Consider the following 24,709-nt stretch of genomic DNA (forward strand, 5'->3'; position numbering starts at 1 on the left):
TGCCTCATTTAAATTCCAGTTTATCACGCAGTCGTTGTACAACGCATTGCTTAGTTTCATTGTTGTACAAATGGTGCAGTGAGTCTTGCAACCACTGCACAGCATCTTCTGTGCAGTTGGCTTTGTTCAATGCCTTGCCTAACTCGGCCGGATGGACTAGAGCTAGCAAAATGCTTAATTCGTCTTCTCGCAAAGGTAACGTGGTTTCACCCTTTGTCGATATGCTGTCCATTTGCCACCACTTCAGCTCAATATTAAGCAGCATTGGGATGACAACATCCATCACCTGCTGCCACTCAATATGGTGACTTAACGCCTGGTATTCCTCATTCCCAGTGTATAGATGGCTGCGTAGGGACGACACTGCATTTAACAAACGTTCTCGAACAATAAGCAGGCTTTTTTCACCCTGCCCGCTGATCCGAACAGCTAAATGTCGTCCCAAAATTTTGTGCAATCGTCTTCCAGCCGTACAACGATGAAACCGGCTAGCGACGCGCATTAGCATAGCATTGTTTACAATTGAGTCATGCGCTATGCACTCACTTCTAGCAAAGTCACTGGCGCCATGAACTAAGCGATTTCTTCGCTCAATAAATGCATCCAACACATCTTCAGGGATCTGTTCTGGCGCACTCCCACCCTCATCAATCAAGTCAAACCGACCTACTTCGCACAGTAACAATACCCGGTCAGCAGGCTTTGCAAACCTCATCACTTCTCATTACTCATCTTCACTCTGGCGTCGCGTTTTGATGATGCTTCACTTAGAGTTAACTCGGCATTCTTTGATGTTTTACTTTGTGATAACTGCTGTACTGCGGTGTCTACCAGCTGCCTTAACGATGCTTCGTCCATATGTAATGCTTCTAATGGCTTGCGTTTAGGCGGGGCGCTTTTCTTTGTCTCTGCGGCCTTTTTCTTAACCTCTGAGGTCGCTTTTTTTGCAGGCTTATCGGGCGCGACGTGTTCTGGTTTATCGGCGTCACTAGTCACTAAGAAGGGACTGAACACACCGACTAAGCTAAGTTGGCGTTTGATCCATTCAGAAACCGCATTGAAGTCCACTTTTTCTTGAAAATGTGCTGAGTCATCAATGTCTTGCATAAACGCGAGCAAATTTGCGACTGAAAACATCACCTGCTCTGTTGATTCAAGCTGATTGAGATCTTCTAAGCCTATGCCTTGGTTGCAGAAATTAACTTGAATATCTTGCACCGAACACTGGATGCCTTTTTTCGCCAAGTGTGTCATGGCAAGCTGTTTTAAGCCATTTGCCAATGCGCTTTGAATTGATTTGACCTTTCTTAAGTAGCGTGAGTGACGTTTTTCAAACTCACCCTGAGATTGCGCTGTTTCACTACCAAATAGTAATTCAACGGGCACACCTATCGAGGCGCACACTGTGGCTCTGATATCTCGGATACACGCGAGCAAATCATCAATATTTACGGTGCCCGGTACATCCATTCCCTGCAATGCACCTCTATCACCAAACACAGGTAAAACTTTGGCCTTCCCTGCGGTGGCCATTATGTCTCCGACCGTCGTTAATGAGTGCGCTTTGCCCTCTAACGTAGTTTTCTGATTCAATAGGCTTTCGTAGCGTCTAGCGATATTAAAGGCTTCTTTGGGCTCAGTAGCACTTGGGATGGACACACCAACCAAAGATCGGGTACTTAATTGATGTAACTTACTTGCCGGCACGAGCGCTTCAAGTAGTTGGAGTTCTTTAAGTTTCGACTGCACACCAAAAAGCAGCGGTTTACCCACACGCACATAATTGGGCAGCATCTTGCTGGCAAGGTGCTGTTTATCTCTCAAAGACACCCCCAACTCGTCTCCCAAATCGACGCGCAATTTATTTCGTCCAAGCGCAAAATGCAGATGAGAATTTGCAGGTGTAATACGGATACGCTCTTGCTCTCGTACTAAAAACTTAGCAGGCATACCGTGACGATATAATGCGACCACATCATTTTGTGTAACATCATCAATCACTTCGCTCACACCGCTGTCATCTGCAACAAGACGCAACGTATAGTCGCCATATTTCAAAAGATCTGGCGTCACGTCTTCACAAAGCTGATCTAGATTAATCTCTTTTTGCAACTCGCGTAAAACAGGTTCAACATCCTTGTTGCTACTTTGGAGATGTACGATGCAACCTCGGGTTGGATCGGTCACTAATACTTCGTCACATATCAGTGAGAGCATTGCATCGACGAGGTAGTAAGTGGATAGCTCTTCAACTGTACGGCTGTAGTCCCGCTTTGTACTGGCAGCTTTGGTAAAGGTACTGACCATTGCCAACGCCGCTGCACCATCGGTATTACTTGCAGCAATGCGTTGTTCTATTTCTTCTTTTACAGCAGCCTGAAAGCCAAATAATGATTGCTCAGCAAAAGGTTGAAGATTTGCTGCGCGATGATGAGTAGAAGACTCAGTTAATTTATCAAACTCAACAGCCTGCTTTGTGTCATACAGATTAGTATTCACTAAGGGTACCGCCCTAAATTCACGTCTCATTAATTCATATTCTTGTACAAGGTAAATTATTGCTCAGGTTGTACAATGAAATGGTTGGTTCTAGTTTATCAAGACTAGTGCTGTACAACAAGTTGCAAGATAGCTTCCAATCCAGTTTTATTTTAACGCTGCGCGAAAATCGCTATGGGGCAAGCGAATACGCTTTTCGAAATAAAATAATAAGTATTCTTTCTATACATAAAGTCTTATATATAAGCTAGTTACCATTTTAATATAAGCCTAATCATGTACCTTTTAAGTGACAAGATGCATCAATACAAGCCATAAAATAATCGTGCACTCAAGCAAGTTTTTCGCTATTTCAGTGGCCATAATGTCTCCTTTTAGGCGCTCACGCATATTGTACAATAAAAAATCATCTCTTTGTCTATCGACACAATGTCACGCTTTTTGTGTGACAATACACTGCACAATATTCAACAAAGTGCCTGTGCTGCAGCGCGTTATGCTTGATTAGTGATTGCGGCCCACGCTACACTGATTGTTATTGTATAAATGTATAAAGTGCTCTCATGGCGTTAAAAGAATACCAATCGTTCAAAAGCAAACTCAGTGCTAAAGGTGACCGCAGCGCGTTGAATCTGCTATCTACTTTGAACTTGTTACGCCATGATATGCTCATTGACGAAAAGACGATTATCAATGCATGCCTGTCACCGCAAGCGTTAACATCGCTGAAAGCAAAGCTGGTTGCGCACTTACAAGAACACGACTTTGCAGCAAATTCAATCACCACTTACCGCAGCCGTCTCACCCAACTGGCAGCCTCATACAAACAGCATATTGATCCAAACGTATTAGATGAGCAGGCCAATACTGGCCAACGTTTAATGCACTATGCAGCCAAATATTGGCCTAACAAAAACAAAGGACAACTGCATACTTTAATCAATCAACACAGTGGTATTCCAATTGGGACTATAAAACGCTGGACTGGCCACAACGCACAGCCTAGAGCACAGCATGCAGCCGCTCTGACCAAATTAGAAGCGCTCTTTGAGTTGGATAAGGGTACCCTCACCCATTGTAACACCGAGAATGCGCAACACGCACAGCACCAACGCTCCAAACCAAAGGCACTGTTACAAGACAAACAACCCGCAATCGATGCCTTACCAGAACATCTACATTTGCAAATCAAAGATCTACTGGACTTTAAAAATAAGTTAGTTGCCCCGCCACTCTCACAAGCCAGTTTCCCGATGAGAAAGCGTGAAGCGCTTCCCCTGCAAGGCGCAGGAAGATGGACCGCAACCCCGGATGGTGTGAACAGCAGTGCTGACAATTTTTGCGCTCAAGTCTTACGCTTCTTCCGCTGGGTTGTTGCGACGCACCCCATTGACGTTCAACAGCTTGATCTGAGTATGCTCACCTGTATTGAGCTTTTAGAGGGTTACACTCACGCATGTTTTCGCAGTGAGGTGTATAACACGCTGTTGGCTTTTCTTACGCCGTTATACGGCTTGTGTGAAGCAAATTCAGGTTACCTAACGAGATATCATGCAGCAAAACACACGTGGATGATTGACGATGGCCATAACACGGAGCAATTTGACAACCTCGACGATTGGCTTAGTCAATCCGTATACTTACATCGCCAAATTGGCACTTGGATCCGAGATACAAAACATAAAATCAATGAAAGGCGTCATGACAAGCAAAGTAGTGGCACTCGGAATATTCACTGGTTACTGGATAGGCCTGATGCCGACCTATCGCAAAGCATGGCCGAATTGCAGTTAATGATTGACGGCCTGATCAAATTCGCTGACAGCATATCAGAGCCTGAAAGACAGCTGCCGCCTTTGCAGGTGGCCGCTTGGCTATCGCTCAGCATAAAAGCCCCGTTGCGTGTTTCAAACTGGTGCGCAATGCATTGGCTTGATGCTCCTTTTGCCGCCCAAGCTAAAACCCCCATTTTGTATAAAGATGCAGGTGCGTATTATTTAAAAGTGCCCCGCAGTTGGCTCAAAAACCGCCGTAGCCAAGAGGTGACGATGATTGAAGCCAAAATAGATAACCCTGCCACAATCAAACTGTTAAATCGATTAGCGACAATTCGAACGCAACTGGCTTGGCCAACCATGAGTGATGCGGTATTTATACAAAGTAGAGACAGCAAAACGCGCGATCGCGGTGCACCTTATACACGTAAAGCACTTGCCAAAGTGATCCAAGATTGGACCGCAAAAACCGCCAAAGCACTGTGGCCAGAGCGCTTTATTGAAAATGGCATAAACCCGCACGCATTAAGACATTTTATGGCAACTTTTGTACTCGACAAAACCGGTGATTATGGCATGGCTGCAACCAAACTGATGGACAGCGTAGCAGTGGTCATTAAGGTCTATGGCAAAAACGATCACGAAACAAATACCATCAAACTAAAACAGCTTGGCCTGTAATGGTATTGGCGCAGAGTACGGCATTTTACTAACCGAATAGCACGCTGAAAAAACCACATTCAACAAGCCAAGATATAACGCTCCGAGACAAGTAGAAGGCATGGATGCCAGTACAAATAGATCACGTTTTTACCAGCTAAAATGACCTCTTACAGGCCAGAAAATAATGCGTTAAAGCCGTAAACTTACGGCTCTATATCGAATTTTCCACCATATGTCGCCAACAGTCTTTGCTCAGGATCGTGTACTTCAACCGTTTTATGTGACCAAGTTAATAATACCAAATTACATCCTTCGGGATTGGCGTAACTAGGCACTAATAAGCCCTCGATCCCCTGCTCTTTAGCTTTGTCGAAAAGCGCCCAAGTGATGGGTTGCGGCCCTTTATTAAGCGTGTATCTATCCGCTTGCACTTCCCAAGGAATATCGAATAGCGCACGATGCTGTGTTAAGTCTAGCACTTTGCCTAATTTGGCTTTGTAGCTAACCAGCAAAAGCGGTGACACCAACCCCGGGGTCATATTGCAATCGCTCGCCTCAATAAATGCCGTTTTAAAATCGAGCGACGTGTATAGCGCCGCTTGCCCTTCAGGGTTAAACCTACCACCGAAGAGTTTTGCACCAGTACCTGACAGTGGACTAAATGCCCATTGGGGATTATGCATCCGATAAACCACCCCTTCAAAGGGGATATACTTGAAGTCAATGTTATCCAGCAAACTCAACTGTAGCCACCAAACTTCTTACGGCGAATATGCTTTTGCACCATAGCCACACCTTCTTCACCGTATAAATTAATCACTTCAGACGGTGACAGGTAGTTAAAGCCAGCGATTGGGGCACTGCGATACCATAGCCAAGCCGCATCCACGCTCGCAAACCAAGGTAAAACAGTGTTTAAGATAGCGTGTACATCACGTAAGCGATTTTGTACTTTAGGGCTTCTCACTCTATCTTTTCTTCGCAAACTCGCAACGGGCAAAGAAGTGGCCGCTGCCAGTGTTTCAAAGTTGGTATGTAATGACTCAACCCAGAATTTAGGTTCTTCATATTGCCGATTGTTAACGGTGGAGCTTAGTAAAATATCCATAAAAGTCCTAATTAACGACACTTATTACGTCACATATTAGGACATATCATAAAAAAAGTACACTCTTTGTTGACTACGCGTCCCTGTCTCTCTACAACTTATCGCTTTTATCCATCACGCTAAGCGGCAAATCTGACGGTTACTTGGTCGTAGTCTTCAAAAAACAAATCGGTACTACAGCCATGAGGCACAGTACCACACAAAAAATTTTGATAGTTCCCTTGCGAGTAACCCGCTATTTTTTCAAAGTGGGCTAAATCCATTGCTTCACACTGCAATAACAGCGCGCCGTCGTGAGGAGCGTTGTGTGCTTGACTAAATAAATCACTCGCCAATAACAGCTGCGTTAACGCGCCATTTAGCTGACTTGGGGATAGGTTAACATTCGCATTAGTAACATGATGATATGTCAGTTGATACATACCAATTCCATCGCCGTATTGATGTAATGGCGCACAAGAATTATCAATATTCATCTTATTTAGTCTCTGTTTTTTTATCCGTTGAAAATACCGTGTCTGATACGGGCATATCGAATCGACGCTTTCGTTTAATTAATATAGTGGGTTTTACCGCAGCTTTACTGTGCGTCCCTTTTGACTTACCCGTGATCGGTCTTAATAATCGCTTGGTTTTGGCTTTGTCATTGATCGCAGCATACACTTTTAAGAGCGAGTCAGATAAATAAGGCCGAGGAGCAATACGCTGACATAGATCTTGGCCATTTTCACCAAGCAAAGCATATTTTTTTGCAGTACCCTCTTCTTTCGCTATGCGATACAAATAACTCGCATATTTGTTGCGAATTTTGGCGCAGGTAAGATCACTACGTGCAAGTTCTCCTCGCATAATCCCAAGCAATATTTCACGCTCCAGCCACTGTGAATAGCGTTCACTTTGCAACTCGTCATGCTGTTTGCTTAATCCAACAAGTTGATTAAGCGCGTAAATCATTTCTCTGCGTGTGATTTTCCCATCCCGCTTACCTTGCAAGTCTACCCTAGGCGCACCCACGCCCCACAATACACAACATGTTAAATATCTTTTTGAGCGAGCGATGTATGCGAGCGTGTCTCTGATCACCTGCGGCGAGAACTTATCCTTAAGCTCGTTCACTAACTGCGTATGCAAAGCCAATGACCAAGGTAGCAACTCTTTACCAAAATGTTGCGGGTAGGCCTTGGATAAGTGTCTTTGTAACTGCTTTCGAGCATTGAGCATCACAGCTCTTTGGCTGTTAAATGTAATGGTGACATCATGAGTTGATACACACTCAATTTGGCTTTGTGGCAATTGATTTTCCATCTTGCTTCCCTCAAAACCGTATCGCGTTGTCGGCCAAAATACTCTGACGTGTGTAGACGCATCGCGCTATCCAGCCTTTTTTAGCAACACTTTTGTCATTTAAGGTAGAAATACAATAATACATTGTTCTCTTCTCATTGTGTTCACAGCAACTAGACGCTGTGATATCTCAAGTCTCATGTTTATTTAAGTTGTACAATATAACAACTTGGGTACAAGGATACGGGTATTCGGGTGCACTGTAAAGCATTTGCTAAAACGAGATCTGCTTTTCTAACAAACCAGCCCTATATTGTACAACTAAATTTTAAGTTTGATCTGTATTTGCGTTACGCTTTAAAAAGCCACTTATTTTAAGCGCCTATCACGTTAAACAAATAAATGCTCAGTATTGATCTGATAACCCGAGGATTTGAGTCTATCAATCAAATAAGTGGCTCGGCTCTTAAAAGCACTCTCACTTAATCTTAAACGTGATGACAGCGCAGCAACCGATATCCCCTGCACCAACCCCATAATGAGCTCCTGATCTGACTGCTCCATCATCTGAATAGCGGCTTTGTGTACTTTAGCGCCCCCTAATACCACAACGTCTTTATCGTCTCCTTGTATCGCCGTTAAGTTGAAAGGCGCTTTTGGTGAGTGATTTTTAACTTGAGCACCATCCGCTTTGCCATGGGCTTGCGCCAACACCGCATCCATCTGTTGAACGCTCGGCGCTCGCTGTTTAGCCATCTGTCGCACTTGAACAGGTACCTGCGGCGCTGGTTTTTTTGACGGCACAGCCTCTTGTTCATTCACAGGCTTGGCTGATGAAACCGAGGCATTGACTGGTTCACTGGCACTATTTTGCGGCACTTCGTTATCCAACTGTGCTGACACTAATTTATGCGACTCATACTGTCTTTGCGCAATGGCGCCGTTGGTTGCCAACGTTAAAATCACCGCCAATGGGTCAAACACGATAATAATGGTAAAAATAAAGTACTTCACCGCCTCGTCTTTATCTATGTTAAACATATCAGCCACATACAAAATCGGACCTACATGTGACTTCGCTTCTAATATACGCTTATTTAATTGCGTTAACGCCTCTATCAAGCTGTTTTCTCGCTCTGCCAACGCTTCCAGTTCAGGTCGGCGCTCACGCTGTAATTCAATTCTCTTTGTTACATAGGTATTGGGCACATTCCCTATTTCGGTGTGTATCCGTTCAATGTCTTCACGCACGGTTGCCAGTTCAATTTTCTTCTGCTCAACAAGTAATTCTATTTCGCTCAGTTGTTTGAGTGAATCGCCATATCCCTGTGACAAAAAGCCGAATATCCCCAACGAGGTAATTGCCATAAGAACCAAAATTGCCGTCACCAGATACACTTTCATTGCGCTGCTAACTCTATCCCACGCGCGATAAACATAAGACGCGGCAACGAGTTTCCCCAATTCTAAGCTGGCGCCCATGAATACCACAGGCCAGTAACTGGCAGAAAACATCGCAGCTAAACCTAGAATAGAAAAGTAAGCTGCATTACCCGCAATCAACAGCGCAGTAAAAGCCAAAATAGTTATAAAAATCATGATATTCTCCGTGTTTCACTGAGTACTATTCAAAAGAAGGGATAGCCACCGACAGACCCGATGGCGGCTGAATGGGGGTCAACATGTCAATAACATAATCACACGCTGCTGCAAAATCGAATTCCTCTAAACGCTTCCCGACCGACTCATCCGCTATCGTCAGGGTCACGCAGCGTCCACTGGCAACGTTGAGTTTTTCAACTTCAAGCCTGATGTTGGTGCGTAGCTGTAGCTGCGTTTGTTCGTTTTGAAAATCACTTGGGAATAAGCAGTACACCGTCGCAGCGGTATTACACAACCAATCGGTTAGTTGTGCACGACTAGGAAAGCCTTTGACTAACACTAAGTCGCTGCCGGTTTGCTCGACTCTATGGCGTTTAAATTCTGTGGTTTTCATCCACCGCTCCTCTTATCATACCCCATTGAAAGGCGCCAAATAAGCAACCAATAACCCCAATCAACGAACTTACCGGGTTATCAATCAGCATGCTCAGTAGCACAACCAGTAAGCCAATCGTCACGTTAAATGCCGCCCAAAATAGGATGACCATGTCTTTCATCATGTCTCTAACACCATCAGTAGACGGTTAACCCCAGACTTGGAGTATGCCAGTCTCTTTGTCTCATCAATTACGGCAATAAAAAAGCCGCAGTCTAAATTCACTGCGGCTATTGTACAACAGATATGAAGAAAGTATATGTATCAATCTAAATTGCTTGATAACCCTTGGCCAAAGGCCTTGAGTCAGCACCAAGACTAACAAGCATTGCCACTGAGCTCACTTCATCCAAACGAAGTAAAGTACGGTGATCCATCGCGCGCGATTGCGCTTCATTCACCATAACAGGGCCGTTTTTAAAAACGGACCGCGCGTCCATACCAAGCGAAGTAATATTTGGGACAGGTGCCATCTTAGCTTGATTGAAATACGCCGTGTGATCACCAAATCGAGCCAGCAACAAGTTACCCTTAGTGGTAAAGCGCAGAGGTTGCAATGCAATCGCTCTTCTTTCAACCGCTGCAACCGCCACCTTGTTTTTCTCAGGTAAACCGGTGTTTGTTAACAGCGCTTCAGAAGCAACCTGAGCGTGACTGATAAGCACTTTAGGCCTTATTCTGTGCGTATCACCCAGAAAAATAGGCGCCTGAACCTGGGATACACTGATCAGATACTCAGGTTTTATATGCGCGGTGTTGTATAAGAGCGCTTCACTATTAGGGGTAGCGTCAAAAAACACATACTCTGGTTTAATCCGTGCCGTATCAAACAGTAATGGTTCTGAATTAACCGTTGTGTGAATAAATACATAGCTCACTTTGGGTGACTGAAAGCTGCCAATGAGAATAGGCTCTTGGTGATCACCCATATAATGAGTTAACACACTCCACCTTGCCGTATGCGCGGCTTTTAGCGCGAGGCCTGAATAATGTACATCACCAAAAAACAGCAATTGCTCCTGTGGATAGCCCACAAATTCTGCCGTGTGTTGTTTTGCTTTCACCCAGTGCTGACGATAGCGAGATTCTGGCTTTTCCTCGCCATCCCAACTATCGCGCAGTGTAATGCCCTTATATCGTAAAGTAACGTGCATAAAGTCTCCTAGCCGTCAGACACTCATGGTAGGCCAAGCCTACCATGACTATTACTCTCCTGAAGCCTCTATCTCAGCGCCACTTTTGAGTGTATCCACAGAGGAAAGACGATTAAGAGCCGCTTCCATTTGCGCCTTTGCCCCCGACCAATCATGGAACATATTGGTGAAGTAAACATCGATAAATTTACTCACTAAAGGTAAATTGACGTCACTCTTGCTCATGTCCAATCGAGTAAGCTGCAAAGGAGCCTGTGAATTGTGTAAACCAACCGCCATATCGAAGTATTTATAAGTTAGCTGCGTCACGTCCAGCGGCGCAGAGCCATCCCAGATTTCATTGGGCCAATCGGTAATGTCCGTTTTGCTGCGCACTTCATCTTGGTCAACAATAATAAACGCCTGTGAAGCGGTACCGCTATTGCGAATATCAATGGCAAACTTAGAGGTGGGATTAAAACGCAGGGCCGGCATAATCGGTAAACGTCCCTCTTCAGTATCAAAGTTCTTCGATGGGTCCCCCTTATCAGCGGCCTTTCGATATGTATATGATACGCCAAACTCTGCTAAGGGCAGCTGAGGTTTGCCCGAAGACCACTGGGTATACCCCACACTCGACGCCAACACCTGCTTGTCTGCATCTAGCACCACCAATAACGCGGGTTTACCTTCAACGATACGCATCTCTTTGAGATCTTCCGATGTGTCTTTAAACTGAGACTGGGTAGCATATTGCGGTTGCTCGGATGCTGCTAAAATATGAGGAAGAATAATAAGTGACATTCGAAATACTCCTATTGCATCATGATTCGCAGTGAAAGCGGTTTAATTGTTTGTAATTCGTAGCCTCGACTCGACTCAGCTACCTGTAAATCAGCGCCGCTACCCACTCTACCTACGGTACCGCATAAAATAGGTCTACGTTCTGGCTGGTGATCATAATACATATGCCCAACATAGCCTGTGACTTTTGTACCATCTGGATTGGCAGCACTTTTGGGGGCGTATATTTTATGAGAATACTGCATTGTGGGTAATGAAGAGGACTCACTGATCATAAACCATGTTGGGAGATCACCTGAGGCAAGTTTGTTTTCACTTCTCGCCTGTAAGACACCTGTACGACTCCCAGCATTCCACCAATACTCTTGCTCCCCATCAAATGAAAAATCCATCATCCAAGAAGTGGTTACGCCATCCAAAGGCGGCAACGTTTGCATGCTATCAATCACAGGCTCTAGCTTCCTTTCCTGTGGCAGCACTAAGCCACTGGCTCTGACTGATTGACCAAATACCACCCTAGATTGCGTTTCATTACCATCACAAGATAACTCTATTGACCCTAAATGGGCAAAGCTTAAATGAAGCGCAAAACCATACTTCTCTGTCACATCAGGCGCAACAACATCGCCTTCGTTCATCGCAAATATCCCATACAATAATTCCGCAGGCGTAGGCACTCTACCCACAAAACCATGTAAATAGTACTTGCGCGCACCTACATCTGAGCCAGAAGTATCAATATAAGCAGGACTTCCCCAACGATGCACAATCTCTTTAACCGCCTCATCGTTAATCAGTGTATTTAATGTAGACATATGTTCTCCGAAAATTTAATTGCAAAGTGAGGCTACAGACCCGTGTCCAGCATCTCTTGCGGACTCAACGTGGTGCTCACCGACTCAATACTGTTTAGTCGCGCTTCTAACTCCGCTTTTGCATTAGACCAGTCACGTAAAAAGTTGGTGAAATACACATTAATATGTGGCTCAATCAACTTAATAACCTGATCGCTTAAATCAATGTCTAATGAGGAAAAGCGCAGCGTGGCGTCTGACTCTTCTGTGCCAACCGTTAATTCGAGATATTTAAAACCACTGGCGGTGACATCAAACGGCTCATCGCCGCGCCACATATTTGTAGGCCAGGTGTTAATGTCGGTTTTGCTATATCCTTCGTTTCTATCACTGATTAAATACGCTTTGGCAATGGTGCCAGAGTTTCTTAGTTTGATGTCGTAATCTTGAAAAGGGATAAATCTCAGAGCGGGCACCATAGGTTGAAGGTTGATTCTTTGAGTGAAATCAGTCACCGCATTCCCACTGGACTTACGCAGCGTATAATTAATACCATGCTCCGCTGGCGATAATTTAGAGCGCTCGCGTGACCACGCTGTGTAACCGACTGTAGTCGCTAAAATGTTATTTTGCCCATCAACCACAATAAGCAAAGTCGGCTTGCCTTCTATTTTTCTCGTGACGTGAATGCCCGGCGAAGATTGGCTGATACTCCATTGAGCATAGTGATCCGGTTTTTCTGCCGCCATTAAAACTTCAGGGTGAACTATAAGTGTCATGCGTTATCCTAATTGCTTTTAATTTTAATCGAAGTCATGCGCACACTGTTGACATGATCATAACCTTGCGACAGCTCTATTTCGGCACCACTACCAATCGCGCCGAAACGCCCAAATATCAAGCCTCTTCTTTTACTGTCATCCGTTGCGGTGGTGACATTAATCACTGCCACTTGTTCATTTTGTGTATTGTAAACAGACTCGGTTTCCATAATAGGAAACGCTGTAGACTCGCTAATGAAAAACCATGTAGGCTTTAAAGGCCCTGCTAACAAACCTTGTTGTTCGAGACTTTCAAGAACTGATTTTTGAGCGGACCCACCCCAGTATTTTGTGGGGGTAGCACTAAAAGTCACATCCATCATCATAGAGATATCATTATGACTCCTAGCAAAATTTCGAATGTAGTACCCGTGAGTAACGCGAATATCTGCCTCTTCAGGCAAGATACGGCCGCTGATGTATGCATCATCATCCGCTCTATATTGATGATCATTTGCATAACGATTAGTGCGGATCGACACCCAACCTAAATATGCCTCTGCTAGTCCACTGGCAGCATCAGTTCGCAAGTCGCCTTTTTTATTAATATAAGTTCTATAATAAATTTCTGCAGGTGAGGGCACTCTCCCTGTAAATGCATGAATGACATATCGAGAGCTTTGCCCCGGTTGATATGAAGAACGTGGAATACTCATGTGATAAGTCGTACTTCCCCAACCATGTAATATCTCTTGCAAATCTTGCTTGTCTAATAAGGTGTCTAACCTTGGCACACTTTGATCACTCATATGATCTCCTATTTGTCTCATCACGGCTATTTGCTAATGACTAAAAAATCATTAATCACACAAACTGCCTAGCTCATCTCAAAGTCTCAGTTACTACGTCTAAATAAAAAGACACATGTTCAACCATTACATCTCACAAAATTATTGTACAATGGTTAATATCTACAGGAGTGATATCCACACTCCCAAGTTTTCCTCCTTAATGTATAGAATCTTTTTTAACAAATAAAGCACCGCAGCGCATAAGTTTGTATCGCTGATGCTAATCGCATGCTGCTCCAAGTTTCTAGAGCGCTATCATAATTTTTAGCCAAAAAAAAAGCCGCTGTCTCAATTTACAGCGGCCATTGTACAACAAATATTTTAAAAGTATACGTATCTAGCTAAATTGCGTGATACCCCTTTGCCAGTGGTCTTGCGTCAACGCCTTGACTGACCAGCATCACGACGGAGTCCATTTCGTCCAGACTAAGTAAAGTACGGTGATCCATCGCGCGCGATTGCGCTTCATTCACCGTAACAGGACCGTTTTCAAAAACGGACCGCGCGTCCATACCAAGCGAAGTAATATTTGGGACAGGTGCCATCTTAGCTTGATTGAAATACGCCGTGTGATCACCAAATCGAGCCAGCAACAAGTTACCCTTAGTGGTAAAGCGCAGAGGTTGCAATGCAATCGCTCTTCTTTCAACCGCAGCAACCGCCACCTTATTTTTCTCAGGTAAACCGGTGTTTGTTAAAAGCGCTTCAGAAGCAACCTGAGCGTGACTGATAAGCACTTTGGGCCTTATTCTGTGCGTATCACCCAGAAAAATAGGCGCCTGAACCTGGGATACACTGATCAGATACTCAGGTTTTATATGCGCGGTGTTGTATAAGAGCGCTTCACTATTAGGGGTAGCGTCAAAAAACACATACTCTGGTTTAATCCGTGCCGTATCAAACAGTAATGGTTCTGAATTAACCGTTGTGTGAATAAATACATAGCTCACTTTGGGTGACTGAAAGCTGCCAATGAGAATAGGCTCTTGGTGATCACCCGTATAATGAGTTAACACACTCCACCTTGCTGTATGCGCGGCTTTTAGCGCGAGGCCTGAATAATGTGTATCACCAAAAAACAACAACTGCTCTTGTGGATAACCCACAAATTCTGCCGTGTGTTGCTTTGCTTTCACCCAATGCTGACGATAGCGAGATACTGGCTTTTCCTCGCCATCCCAACTATCGCGCAGCGTGATACCTTTATATCGTAAAGTAACGTGCATAAAGTCTCCTAGCCGTCAGACACTCATGGTAGGCCATGCCTACCACAGCTATCACTCTCCTGAAGCCTCTATCTCGGCGCCACTTTTGAGTGTATCCACTGAGGAAAGACGATTAAGTACCGCTTCCATTTGCGCCTTTGCCCCCGACCAGTCGTGGAACATATTGGTGAAGTAAACATCGATAAATTTACTCACTAAAGGTAAATTGACGTCACTCTTGCTCATGTCCAATCGAGTAAGCTGCAAAGGAGCCTGTGAATTGTGTAAACCAACCGCCATATCGAAGTATTTGTAAGTTAGCTGCGTCACGTCCAGCGGCGCAGAGCCATCCCAGATTTCATTGGGCCAATCGGTAATGTCCGTTTTGCTGCGCACTTCATCTTGGTCAACAATAATAAACGCCTGTGAAGCGGTACCGCTATTGCGAATATCAATGGCAAACTTAGAGGTGGGATTAAAACGCAGGGCCGGCATAATCGGTAAACGTCCCTCTTCAGTATCAAAGTTCTTCGATGGGTCCCCCTTATCAGCGGCCTTTCGATATGTATATGATACGCCAAACTCTGCTAAGGGCAGCTGAGGTTTGCCCGAAGACCACTGGGTATACCCCACACTCGACGCCAACACCTGCTTGTCTGCATCTAGCACCACCAATAACGCGGGTTTACCTTCAACGATACGCATCTCTTTGAGATCTTCCGATGTGTCTTTAAACTGAGACTGGGTAGCATATTGCGGTTGCTCGGATGCTGCTAAAATATGAGGAAGAATAATAAGTGACATTCGAAATACTCCTATTGCATCATAATGCGTAATGAAAGGGGCGTAATGGTTTCCATTTCATAACCCCGCCTTGGTGGCTCTATTTGCAAGTCTGCACCGCTACCCACCAAACCGACAGTACCAACGATAATGGGCCTTTTCTCTGGTTGATAATCATAATACATATGTGAAATACAGCCTGTTACTTTTGTACCATCGGGGTTATCGGCACTTTTCGGTGCGTGCACATTATGAAAGTAATTCGAAAATGAAATTGACGATGATTCACTGATCATAAACCAAGTTGGCAGATCACCAGATACTAACTTGTTTGCACTATGAGCGTTCTTAGGAATAAGGGCATTTCTTCCGTTCCATTTATATTCTTTTGGTCCATCAAATGCAAAGTCCATCATCCAAGATGTCGTTACCCCATCAATAGGTGGTAAGGCTTGCATCCCCTCAATCGCAGGCTCGAGCTTTCTACCTTCAGGCAGCACTAAACCACTGGCTCGAACCGACTGACCAAACACAGCGCGCGAATCCCACTCTTCATCGTCACAAGCCAGTTCGATGAAACCAAGATGTGCGAAACTCAGGGACAACGCATTTCCAAACTCGAAGGTGGCATCGGCTGTAACAATATCCCCTTCAGTCATAACAAATGTGCCGTACAAGAATTCAGCAGGCGTCGGCACTCTGCCTACAAAACCATGCAAATAATACTTGCGTGCGCCTTTGTTCTCTAAAGAAGTATCAATATAAGCAGGACTGCCCCAACGATGCACAATCTCTTTAACCGCCTCATCGTTAATCAGTGTATTTAATGTAGACATATGTTCTCCGAAAATTTAATTGCAAAGTGAGGCTACAGACCCGCGTCCAGCATCTCTTGCGGACTCAACGTGGTGCTCACCGACTCAATACTGTTTAGTCGCGCTTCTAACTCCGCTTTTGCATTAGACCAGTCACGTAAAAAGTTGGTGAAATACACATTAATGTGCGGCTCAACTAACTTAATGACTTGATCGTTTTTATCAACTTCTAATGAGGAAAAACGCAGTGTGGCGTCCGATTCCTCTGCACCAACCGTTAACTCTAAGTATTTATAACCACCAGCGGTAACATCAAATGGCACATCGCCACGCCACATTTCACTGGGCCAAGTCTCGATATCAGTGTTGCTATATTGTTCATTTCTATCGCTGATTAAATACGCTTTGGCTATAGTGCCTGAATTTCTCAGCTCAATATCGTAATCTTGAAAAGGAATAAATCGCAGAGCAGGGATCATCGGTTGGTAATTAGCTATTGTATTAAAGCTAGTCAGGTCACTGCCATCCGATTTACGAGATGTATAATTAATACCGTATTTACTTGCTGGCAATTTAGTGCGCTCATTATGCGCCCATAATGTACTACCAACCGTTGAAGCCAAAATATTATTTTGCCCATCAACCACGATTAACAGCGTCGGTTTATGTTCAATTTTTCTAGTGACATGAATATCTACCGAGCTTTGTACAATACTTGTTTGTGGGCCATGGTGACCTTTTTCAGCCGCCATTAATACTTGTGGATGAATGATAAGTGCCATAGTACCTCCTAATTGCTTCTGATCTTAATCGAAACCATGCGTACACTTTCAATATGATCGTACCCATCTGACAGTTCAATTTCTGCTCCACTGCCAATCGGACCAAAGGTTCCAAAAATCAGACCCGTTGTTTTACTGTCTCCAGTCAGTTCAAGTCGATTAATCATGGCAATCGCTTCGTTTTGTTTGTTGTAAACAGTGTCAATATCCTCGTCTTTAGTGATAGAGTCAGGTAGAAGATGAGATTCACTGATTAAAAACCATGTAGGCTTCAACGGTTCCGCTAACAACCCCTGCTCAGCAAGGCTTTTTAAGTTGTTTAATGATGTGCGGCTATCCCATTGTTTTGTAGGTTCAGCACTAAAAGTAATATCCATCATCATAGAAGTATCATTGCGCTCCTTAGGCGGGTTCCTAACTCCTCCTTGGTCATAGACAAGATTTACGTCCTCAGGCAAGATACGCCCACTGATATCAGCGTCGTAATTTTCTCTGTAGGCGCTAACGTAAACTGTATAATCATTGCGGACCGCGATGTGACCTATATAAGCCTCTCTAAGATGATGGCAAGCATCCGTTCTTAACTCACCCTTTTTATTAATGTACATGCCATAATAAATTTCCGCAGGAGTTGGTACTCGCCCGGTAAAAGCATGAATATAATAACGTGATAATGATGGCGCATCATATCGAGTATCGGTTCGATAAGAACTAGGACTCCCCCAACCATGCAATATCTCTTGCAGGTCTTGCTTATTTAATAAGGTCTCTAACCTTGGTGCATTTTGATCACTCATAGGATCTCCTAATAACGGTGTCTCATCAATACAAATTATGTACGGTGAACTGTCTCAAGCCATACATCATAAAATTTCAAGTCTAAGTAAATGTGCTGACGCACTAAGATGAACACTCACTTATATTGTACAATATAATATTCGTAATGCGATCAACTAACTATTATACAACGCCAAAAATACGAATATCACTGATGCCTATTGTACGGGTATAAAGTCGCCCTGGGCCATAACGGTTTGCATGCGAGTCAGGCCCCAATACGCCAGTAAATTGCAGGCGAACACTTTTGACATTGTTGACCGGTTGGGGCAAATGCAGTGTTTCAATACCATTTAACCCTTCAATAACAAATGTATGTGCACTGTGCCACACTCCATTTGCATCAATACAAATAAACTCAATTTGTTTTGGGCAACGATTACGACGATCTCTTTGGCCTTCAATGTATAGGCCGGTCACTGAGGGTTGTATCGTTTCAAAGTTAACCTGCAGATAGCCATTTAAGTTGCTTGAAAGCCATAAGTTTCTTTTAAACGCACGATACGGTGGTGTTGATTCGCCCCGTTGCGCACCACTATAGAGCGGACCGGAATTACTCATACCTTGATAGTCACTCGTGGTGATACCGTTAGTGCCTGGTAAAGACAGCGCTTGAGCATGAGAACTTGTGTCAATATGAGGCTGATGAATAAAGAAAGGCATGCCTATGCTGCTCTTCTCCATAAAAATCGCTTTGCCTACTTCATAATCAGCGATTTTTTCAAGCTCAAGATCAGCACCTGAACCTTTTTCACCCACCGAGCCTGCAAAAAACACATAGGCTCTGGCGCTTAAATTGGCGTCAACCGATGCATAGGCATTCAAGCGAGTCATCAACAAGAAGAATGATTTCACAGGCCCAGCTTGCAGTTGCATTGGATAAATCGCTTTTTTCGCTTCTTGCGGCCAACTAAATGATATTTTACCTTCATCATCGACTGCTAACTTAGGCATCTGTCTGTACGAAGCAGGTTTAGATCCAGACATCAACATGGTATTGATATGGCTTGGTGAAAGACCATTTTCTAGCCTTAAATAATCTGCTAATTCTTCAACAGGCCTAGCATCGAAGCAAAAAAGTGCACCTTCGCTTAAAGTGCCCCCCCAAATAGTCCCGTTAAAAGTAGGTAAGTAAGCGGCCAAGTCAGCGTTTAGTTTGTTTTTATTTATCCAGTAATGTTTTGGTTTCATAGCCTCTCAACCTCTTAGTACATGGCAATAGATGATCAAGCAAACACTAAACACGACCTAGTACCACCAACTCATCAATTGCGATGTGGTAATAGTAAGTAGTACGACCTGACCAGCGGTTATAAGCACTATCTTTACTAAGAGACTCGATCATCTCAAACCGCATACTTACCACACCCTTAATAGGTTCAGGAAATTCAAGTGTGACAATGCCATTTGAATCAGAGTTATCAAAAGTTGGACCACTTCGCTCTGTCCCATCCGCCAGCGTATAAAATACGTTAATGATCCTGGGTAATCGATAACGATAGCCTGTTTGCCCCACCACATGTAATCCATTAATTTCTGGCTGTGGTTCTGCAAAACTAACCTTCACATAACTCCCACCAGAAACTGCCCGAGTGTCCCACACGCCGCTCACCATAAAAGGGCGCCAATAATTACTGCTAGGACTTGCCGTACAGCTAGATACACGATTGCCGTTGGTGCCAATGAGAGACACAGGCTGAGGTACGTTTAATCGATCAATATGAACGTTATAAAAGTTAAATGGCGTACTTACGTGATTATCTAACATGTACAATGGCCGACCATTCTTGTATTCATCAACTTTTTCAAGTTCTAGATCTGCACCACTCCCTTTCGGACCAACCGAGCCGATGAAAAAAATGTGCGCACGCACATTAAGTTGGCTATCTAGCGTCGCTCTTACATTAAGATCACTCATCACAAAAGCAAACGATTTCACTTCACCTTCTTGCAACTGCGGTGGGTAGAAAACGGGCTGTTGTATATTAGGCCAAGAAAACCCGATCTCACCCAATTCATTGATACCAATATACGCGCGATTACGCCAGCCAATTGGTTTTGAGGGTTGCATGAGCATGTTATTCACTTGCGTTTTGCTCAGCCCATTTTGATGGCGTAAATACGCAGCAAGCTCTTCTGGTTCTCTGCTGTCAAGCACGAACAAAGCCCCTTCATTCTCGTCATTAGACCAAACTGAGCCCGCAAATGTGGGCAAATACTCACTGAGGTTTTGTAGCAATTTTTGGCGGTTAATCCAATAGTGTGTAGCAATCATTGCAAACACTCCTTACAAAGGCACTCTGACGGGTAGCATATCTATCGGATCTGGCGCTTGCCCTTCATCGGGCGTCGCTGTTATTACAAGCAAGTCTTTGCTGGAAATATTTTGGCCAACGCCAACCGAACCCAAAAATTCGATGCCACCCGTTAAATTTTCCACCTGTTCATCGTCACCGTCCACAACCGCAAACCATGTCGGTATCGACAACGGCTCACTTGCACTATAAAGCATGTTAGCAACCTTATGAGTGAGTGAAGCTTCATCGTTGGCTTGGCTATACAAAAGACTGGTAACCAATGCTGATTTGTTCCAATTAGGTGTTCCGTATTCCACCGAATCCGTATAGGACAGAGATTTACCCGATAGAATGGGGATCAACTCATACGTCGCAATAAAATCACTACTGCGCGTTTGCAAAACGTTGAGCATATCCTCTTCTGACAACCCCATATCAAAGGTAGGCAAGGCGCCTGAAAAGAGCATCAATCTGCGCTTGGAATGATTTAAAAACAGCAATGTTTTTAAAACCGTTGAATAGTTTGTTATCACCGTATTCCCCTAAAATTAGTACTTAAGGCATTGACCTCAAAACCTACATGTCATTTAAGCTAATTGCTCATCGATGCTGGATTGGTCTGCACCCAGTTCAGGTATGGTCGACAGTAGCATTTCAAGTTCAGCACTTGCTTGTGTCCAATCACCCAGCAAATTTCTAAAATAAATAGAAAGCGCTTTACCCGCGATATACACTTCGTGGCTATCAGGGTCCAGTTCAAGTTCGGTGAGTTTTACACCCACATGTGCACTGATATCTCCAATGCTGAGTTCCAAAGAGGGTAAGTCGACTGTTGCAAGCACAAGTTGCCCCTCGTTAAACACTGCATCATGCCACCCTTGCGGCACTTTCTTACTGAAATGCTCTTTATCATCAACAAGTAAATAAGCTTTCGAAGCTATCCCTTTAGCATGGATCTGCTCCGATGACACCGTATTAGAGGTAAACTTAAGCGCTGGAAGAACGGGTCTAATAGGCGTGGTATACTGACTGAGCGTGGGTTGCTCGTCTAGTTCAGATACTCGTTCATAAAAATAAAAACCGCTTAAATCATACTCATGCCCTTGCCTGTCTTGGGACATGCTCCAATGCGTTTCACCCACCGCGGTAAGTAATACCGTGTCATTCGCATCAGTAATAACCAGCATAGCTGGCTTATTTTCCAATTGTCGCGTTAGAGCGATGTTAGGATCACTTTGTTTAAATGCGCCCTGCGTCGCTTCATTCAGCGATTCTGACTGATAGGCAAGCATGGGATGTAACATTATCGCCATTATTGTGCTCCTATGTTGTGATTATGCGTAAGCCAGCCATTTGGATCTGTGTATTAAACCCAGTTGCACCTGAAACCAACTCGAGATCTGAATTAGTCCCCATCGCCCCCACATTTCCTACAACAAGCGGTAATGCACTGGTTTGCATATCAATATGCAATGATTCGATCACTGCCGTATCAGCCAATGAGTGTGGATTTTGTACAATATGTGTTTTCCACTTAGGCTGGCTGTCGCTCTCTGAGATGTAAAACCAAGAGGGCCCGGTCGCATTTAAGGCACCTGATAACGCTTCTAGGCCAAGCCACTCCTGATTACCATTTGAAAGTACTAAAGTTTTGGTTGATTTGTAAGACCAGTCCAACATCCAAGATTGGGTCGCCATCGGTGCAACAGGAAGTGGCAACAACGCTGTATTACTTGAAGCGATTGATACCTGCTCGGGCCATATACGACCTGTCGACTTAACGCTTTTATTAATAACACTTTCACCAACAGCCGTAGCAACATTAAAACTACCTAAATAGCGTTGCTCCAACGTCAGCGGCATATCACGATGGCTTTCACCGATACGGTCGATAAATGTGCCGTGCAAAACCTCGCTGTGCGTCGGTATACGGCCACAAAATAAATGCACAAAGTACTTTCTTTGATGTGTATCTGCTACGTTCTTATCCGAAGGCGTTGCGAATGCAGGACATCCCCAATTGTGCAAGATCTTTCGTAGTGTGTCATCGGGTAAAAGTGTCGATACCTCATAGCTATCAACCATATAGTCTCCCAAGTGTTAAACAGCATTAATTGTTCAAAACATGCCACTTAATCGCGTCATGCTAAAACCAAGTAACCAATATAGGTAATATTTATAACCAGCCACCTAATTCTACGATAAACAAGTACTATGCGCTCAAATCAAACATTATTGTACAATAAAAAATATACACATGGCAGCTCAATCACAAAATTGCCGAGACATAACAACCAATACAAGCGGTATGATGTGTTACCCACGCATGGAGTTTGAGATCCAACACGCCAAGCATATTGTACAATATAAAGATAACGCAGTTTGAACAATAATCGTACACCCCACTACAGCATTGGTTATAATTGAATCAACACCACAAAAAACTACTTTTTACCTCTTGATTTTTAGTACCTATTGAGACTAGCATACTGGCCTTAATACAGAGACGCGATGACTAGCTCATCGCATACTATATATCTTACAGACAGGTCTTATTCATGATACGTGACAAGGTTCTCGTAACCTCCGTATACGCAGGCACAAGTGCGCGTGTAACTCGCTACTACCTATCGTCCGATAAGCAATTCGACGAAGACTGGCGTATTGGAAAAGAGGAAGCACTACGCTGGTTTGCTCGAGCCCGCCTGTCTGACAATAAAGTTTCTGATCTTAAACCCTGCGGCCAACCAACCTATGCGACTCGTCGAAAACAACGTGTTTCCAGGCAAGAGTATCTCTCTTGGGCTTACCAAGCGGAGCACAGAGTTGAAACAACAGGCTGTTACATAACACCTAACCTGTTTTTTGATTGGCGAAATGCACAAAATATAAAAGGATTGGCGGCTCATTGGTTAGAAATTGATACTGCCAGTCATGCCCCGCTTTCACCCAGCCAATCATGGGAAATATATCAACAAATTGCAGACTGCCTAGGCGCATCGAATTTGCCTTCTCCGACTAACTGGGTTCTGACCGGTTCAGGCGGCGTGCACCTATACTGGCGTTATGATCAACCTGAACTCGTACAAAACAAAACCCACCGCTTTGCGCTCTTAAAACGCTGGAAAGATATTGCAGCAACGTTAGGTAAAAAACTTGAATCTTGGCGTATGAAGTTAGGCTACCGAGATTGGAAAGTTGATCATGGGGCATCAAACGATCCTTCAAGATTGATGCGCCTGCCGGGTAGTCAACATAATAAAACGGCAAGAGAAGTGCTCTATCTAACTGGCGGGCCGGTGACAAGTTTACATATGCTAGGAAAAAAACTGGGTTTTAAAATTCCCGTCACAACGACGGACACATCAACAACCCTAGCACCTAAGCCGATGAAATCGCATGATATACAACTTCCCAAAATCTGTTCGAGCATTGCCAGAGATCCAGCTGCCGATAAGCTTGCCAAACTGGCAAAGGATTGGGAAATTTATTTGAATAGACATGGACAAGTTGAGAAAGGAAAACGTGACTTAACGCTATTCCACTTGTACAACATTTATCGCCGAATAATGGCCCCACAAATAGCATGGGATAAAATAGGTCAGATCAATGAGCGATATATTGGTTTTACGGAGCAACAGCTAAACGCATACTTGTCCAGCTCAATTAAAACAGTTTACCGATATACGCTGAAACGGCTCAACGATATATTGGCGGATGAACTAGAACTACCTTTGAATATACCTTTAAAAAGTAAAGATAAATTGAGTGATGTTGAGCAGCAACGCCGCCAATCACTCGCTGGTAAAAAAGTCAGCAAGGCGCGAGCAAGTGCAACGTTCAATACGCTTGTTGAGTTAGTTCAAGGTCTATGTAAAGCCGGACACATACTCACCTCACTTACACCCAACATCTTGGTTAACCATTGCCAAGTTTCCAGAGCCACTATTTATAGACATTGGGGTAAAGTCATTCAGGCTGTGCAACAAAAACACCCTGTGCGCCTAAGTGAATTACTCAAAGCTAAACACAGCTCGTCTCATTCGCTAGGTTTCTTTATAACCCCCCCTAAACCGCAAAGCGGTGATCATGTTATACAAGATCAAAAGCAGCTTATGCCGAGTAATATATTAAGAGAGAAAAGAGACATTCCGATACCTGATATTTAAATATCCTAAATGTGTATGCTTTTGTACAACTATGTGTTGCGTCAAATACCATATCAACCTAGTTTGTACTGCGATGAATAACTCAGAAAAACAATGCATGAGTACAACAAT

General features: G+C 44.0%; 27 protein-coding genes. 3 read left to right on the forward strand and 24 right to left on the reverse strand.

Annotated elements, in window-relative coordinates; genetic code table 11:
- Nucleotides 1-4: 4 nt before the first annotated feature.
- Both AC5FX4_RS23345 and AC5FX4_RS23350 read right to left on the reverse strand, forming a co-directional pair.
- Nucleotides 5-715 (reverse strand): hypothetical protein, encoded by a 711-nt coding sequence (locus tag AC5FX4_RS23345; RefSeq protein ID WP_493608831.1) that lies wholly within the window; start codon nt 713-715, stop codon nt 5-7.
- Nucleotides 715-2,499, reverse strand: a complete 1,785-nt coding sequence (locus AC5FX4_RS23350; RefSeq protein ID WP_493608832.1) for a hypothetical protein — start codon at nt 2,497-2,499, stop codon at nt 715-717. Before AC5FX4_RS23350 ends, AC5FX4_RS23345 begins: the two co-directional genes overlap by 1 nt.
- Before the next feature lie 563 nt (nt 2,500-3,062).
- Here AC5FX4_RS23350 and AC5FX4_RS23355 point away from each other — a divergent pair.
- Nucleotides 3,063-4,955 carry a hypothetical protein gene (locus AC5FX4_RS23355; protein WP_493608833.1) on the forward strand — a complete coding sequence of 631 codons (1,893 nt, stop codon included), beginning with the start codon at nt 3,063-3,065 and terminating at the stop codon, nt 4,953-4,955.
- A gap of 185 nt (nt 4,956-5,140) precedes the next feature.
- On the opposite strand, the gene AC5FX4_RS23360 is transcribed toward AC5FX4_RS23355, so the two are convergent.
- The 22 genes from AC5FX4_RS23360 to AC5FX4_RS23465 all read right to left on the reverse strand — a co-directional run bounded on the left by AC5FX4_RS23360 (nt 5,141) and on the right by AC5FX4_RS23465 (nt 22,514).
- Complete coding sequence (locus tag AC5FX4_RS23360; RefSeq protein ID WP_493608834.1) at nt 5,141-5,620, reverse strand: RES family NAD+ phosphorylase; 480 nt, start codon at nt 5,618-5,620, stop codon at nt 5,141-5,143.
- Nucleotides 5,621-5,676: 56 nt separating this feature from the next.
- Entirely contained in the window at nt 5,677-6,045 is a 369-nt protein-coding gene (locus AC5FX4_RS23365) for a hypothetical protein (protein ID WP_493608835.1), read from the reverse strand.
- A gap of 119 nt (nt 6,046-6,164) precedes the next feature.
- Nucleotides 6,165-6,521 (reverse strand): hypothetical protein, encoded by a 357-nt coding sequence (locus tag AC5FX4_RS23370; RefSeq protein WP_493608836.1) that lies wholly within the window; start codon nt 6,519-6,521, stop codon nt 6,165-6,167.
- A gap of 1 nt (nt 6,522) precedes the next feature.
- The gene (locus AC5FX4_RS23375; protein ID WP_493608837.1) at nt 6,523-7,350 is read right to left on the reverse strand and encodes a ProQ/FINO family protein; all 828 of its coding nucleotides are present in this window, start codon (nt 7,348-7,350) and stop codon (nt 6,523-6,525) included.
- Nucleotides 7,351-7,719: 369 nt separating this feature from the next.
- The gene (locus AC5FX4_RS23380) at nt 7,720-8,928 is read right to left on the reverse strand and encodes a hypothetical protein (protein WP_493608838.1); all 1,209 of its coding nucleotides are present in this window, start codon (nt 8,926-8,928) and stop codon (nt 7,720-7,722) included.
- 25 nt (nt 8,929-8,953) lie between these two features.
- The gene (locus tag AC5FX4_RS23385; protein ID WP_493608839.1) at nt 8,954-9,325 is read right to left on the reverse strand and encodes a hypothetical protein; all 372 of its coding nucleotides are present in this window, start codon (nt 9,323-9,325) and stop codon (nt 8,954-8,956) included.
- Nucleotides 9,306-9,491, reverse strand: coding sequence for a hypothetical protein (locus AC5FX4_RS23390; RefSeq protein WP_493608840.1), 186 nt, complete (start codon nt 9,489-9,491; stop codon nt 9,306-9,308). The genes AC5FX4_RS23385 and AC5FX4_RS23390 overlap by 20 nt, the downstream gene beginning before the upstream one ends.
- A 145-nt stretch (nt 9,492-9,636) precedes the next feature.
- Nucleotides 9,637-10,521 carry a hypothetical protein gene (locus tag AC5FX4_RS23395; RefSeq protein WP_493608841.1) on the reverse strand — a complete coding sequence of 295 codons (885 nt, stop codon included), beginning with the start codon at nt 10,519-10,521 and terminating at the stop codon, nt 9,637-9,639.
- 51 nt (nt 10,522-10,572) lie between these two features.
- A complete protein-coding gene (locus AC5FX4_RS23400) occupies nt 10,573-11,304 on the reverse strand; it encodes a hypothetical protein (protein ID WP_493608842.1) in 732 nt (243 codons plus the stop codon).
- A gap of 11 nt (nt 11,305-11,315) precedes the next feature.
- Complete coding sequence (locus AC5FX4_RS23405; RefSeq protein ID WP_493608843.1) at nt 11,316-12,119, reverse strand: hypothetical protein; 804 nt, start codon at nt 12,117-12,119, stop codon at nt 11,316-11,318.
- Between the two features lie 32 nt (nt 12,120-12,151).
- The gene (locus tag AC5FX4_RS23410; RefSeq protein WP_493608844.1) at nt 12,152-12,877 is read right to left on the reverse strand and encodes a hypothetical protein; all 726 of its coding nucleotides are present in this window, start codon (nt 12,875-12,877) and stop codon (nt 12,152-12,154) included.
- 8 nt (nt 12,878-12,885) lie between these two features.
- Complete coding sequence (locus tag AC5FX4_RS23415; RefSeq protein ID WP_493608845.1) at nt 12,886-13,668, reverse strand: hypothetical protein; 783 nt, start codon at nt 13,666-13,668, stop codon at nt 12,886-12,888.
- Between the two features lie 383 nt (nt 13,669-14,051).
- Nucleotides 14,052-14,936: a hypothetical protein gene (locus AC5FX4_RS23420; protein ID WP_493608846.1), complete on the reverse strand. Its 885-nt coding sequence runs from the start codon at nt 14,934-14,936 to the stop codon at nt 14,052-14,054.
- A 51-nt stretch (nt 14,937-14,987) separates the two neighbouring features.
- Nucleotides 14,988-15,719 carry a hypothetical protein gene (locus AC5FX4_RS23425; protein WP_493608847.1) on the reverse strand — a complete coding sequence of 244 codons (732 nt, stop codon included), beginning with the start codon at nt 15,717-15,719 and terminating at the stop codon, nt 14,988-14,990.
- A gap of 11 nt (nt 15,720-15,730) precedes the next feature.
- Nucleotides 15,731-16,534 carry a hypothetical protein gene (locus AC5FX4_RS23430; RefSeq protein WP_493608848.1) on the reverse strand — a complete coding sequence of 268 codons (804 nt, stop codon included), beginning with the start codon at nt 16,532-16,534 and terminating at the stop codon, nt 15,731-15,733.
- 32 nt (nt 16,535-16,566) lie between these two features.
- Nucleotides 16,567-17,295: a hypothetical protein gene (locus AC5FX4_RS23435; RefSeq protein WP_493608849.1), complete on the reverse strand. Its 729-nt coding sequence runs from the start codon at nt 17,293-17,295 to the stop codon at nt 16,567-16,569.
- Nucleotides 17,296-17,303: 8 nt separating this feature from the next.
- A complete protein-coding gene (locus tag AC5FX4_RS23440) occupies nt 17,304-18,092 on the reverse strand; it encodes a hypothetical protein (RefSeq protein ID WP_493608850.1) in 789 nt (262 codons plus the stop codon).
- A 163-nt stretch (nt 18,093-18,255) separates the two neighbouring features.
- The gene (locus AC5FX4_RS23445; RefSeq protein ID WP_493608851.1) at nt 18,256-19,323 is read right to left on the reverse strand and encodes a hypothetical protein; all 1,068 of its coding nucleotides are present in this window, start codon (nt 19,321-19,323) and stop codon (nt 18,256-18,258) included.
- Nucleotides 19,324-19,369: 46 nt separating this feature from the next.
- Nucleotides 19,370-20,407: a hypothetical protein gene (locus tag AC5FX4_RS23450; RefSeq protein WP_493608852.1), complete on the reverse strand. Its 1,038-nt coding sequence runs from the start codon at nt 20,405-20,407 to the stop codon at nt 19,370-19,372.
- Between the two features lie 12 nt (nt 20,408-20,419).
- The gene (locus AC5FX4_RS23455) at nt 20,420-20,962 is read right to left on the reverse strand and encodes a hypothetical protein (RefSeq protein ID WP_493608853.1); all 543 of its coding nucleotides are present in this window, start codon (nt 20,960-20,962) and stop codon (nt 20,420-20,422) included.
- 54 nt (nt 20,963-21,016) lie between these two features.
- Nucleotides 21,017-21,742, reverse strand: coding sequence for a hypothetical protein (locus AC5FX4_RS23460; RefSeq protein WP_493608854.1), 726 nt, complete (start codon nt 21,740-21,742; stop codon nt 21,017-21,019).
- A 10-nt stretch (nt 21,743-21,752) separates the two neighbouring features.
- Nucleotides 21,753-22,514: a hypothetical protein gene (locus AC5FX4_RS23465; RefSeq protein ID WP_493608855.1), complete on the reverse strand. Its 762-nt coding sequence runs from the start codon at nt 22,512-22,514 to the stop codon at nt 21,753-21,755.
- Between the two features lie 172 nt (nt 22,515-22,686).
- Between AC5FX4_RS23465 and AC5FX4_RS23470 the strand changes: the two genes are divergently transcribed.
- Together AC5FX4_RS23470 and AC5FX4_RS23475 are read left to right on the forward strand one after the other, a co-directional pair.
- The gene (locus AC5FX4_RS23470; RefSeq protein ID WP_493608856.1) at nt 22,687-22,815 is read left to right on the forward strand and encodes a hypothetical protein; all 129 of its coding nucleotides are present in this window, start codon (nt 22,687-22,689) and stop codon (nt 22,813-22,815) included.
- Nucleotides 22,816-22,987: 172 nt separating this feature from the next.
- Entirely contained in the window at nt 22,988-24,598 is a 1,611-nt protein-coding gene (locus AC5FX4_RS23475; protein ID WP_493608857.1) for a hypothetical protein, read from the forward strand.
- The last annotated feature ends 111 nt before the right edge of the window (nt 24,599-24,709 follow it).

The sequence above is a fragment of the Pseudoalteromonas sp. ATL1 genome, from assembly GCF_058933015.1.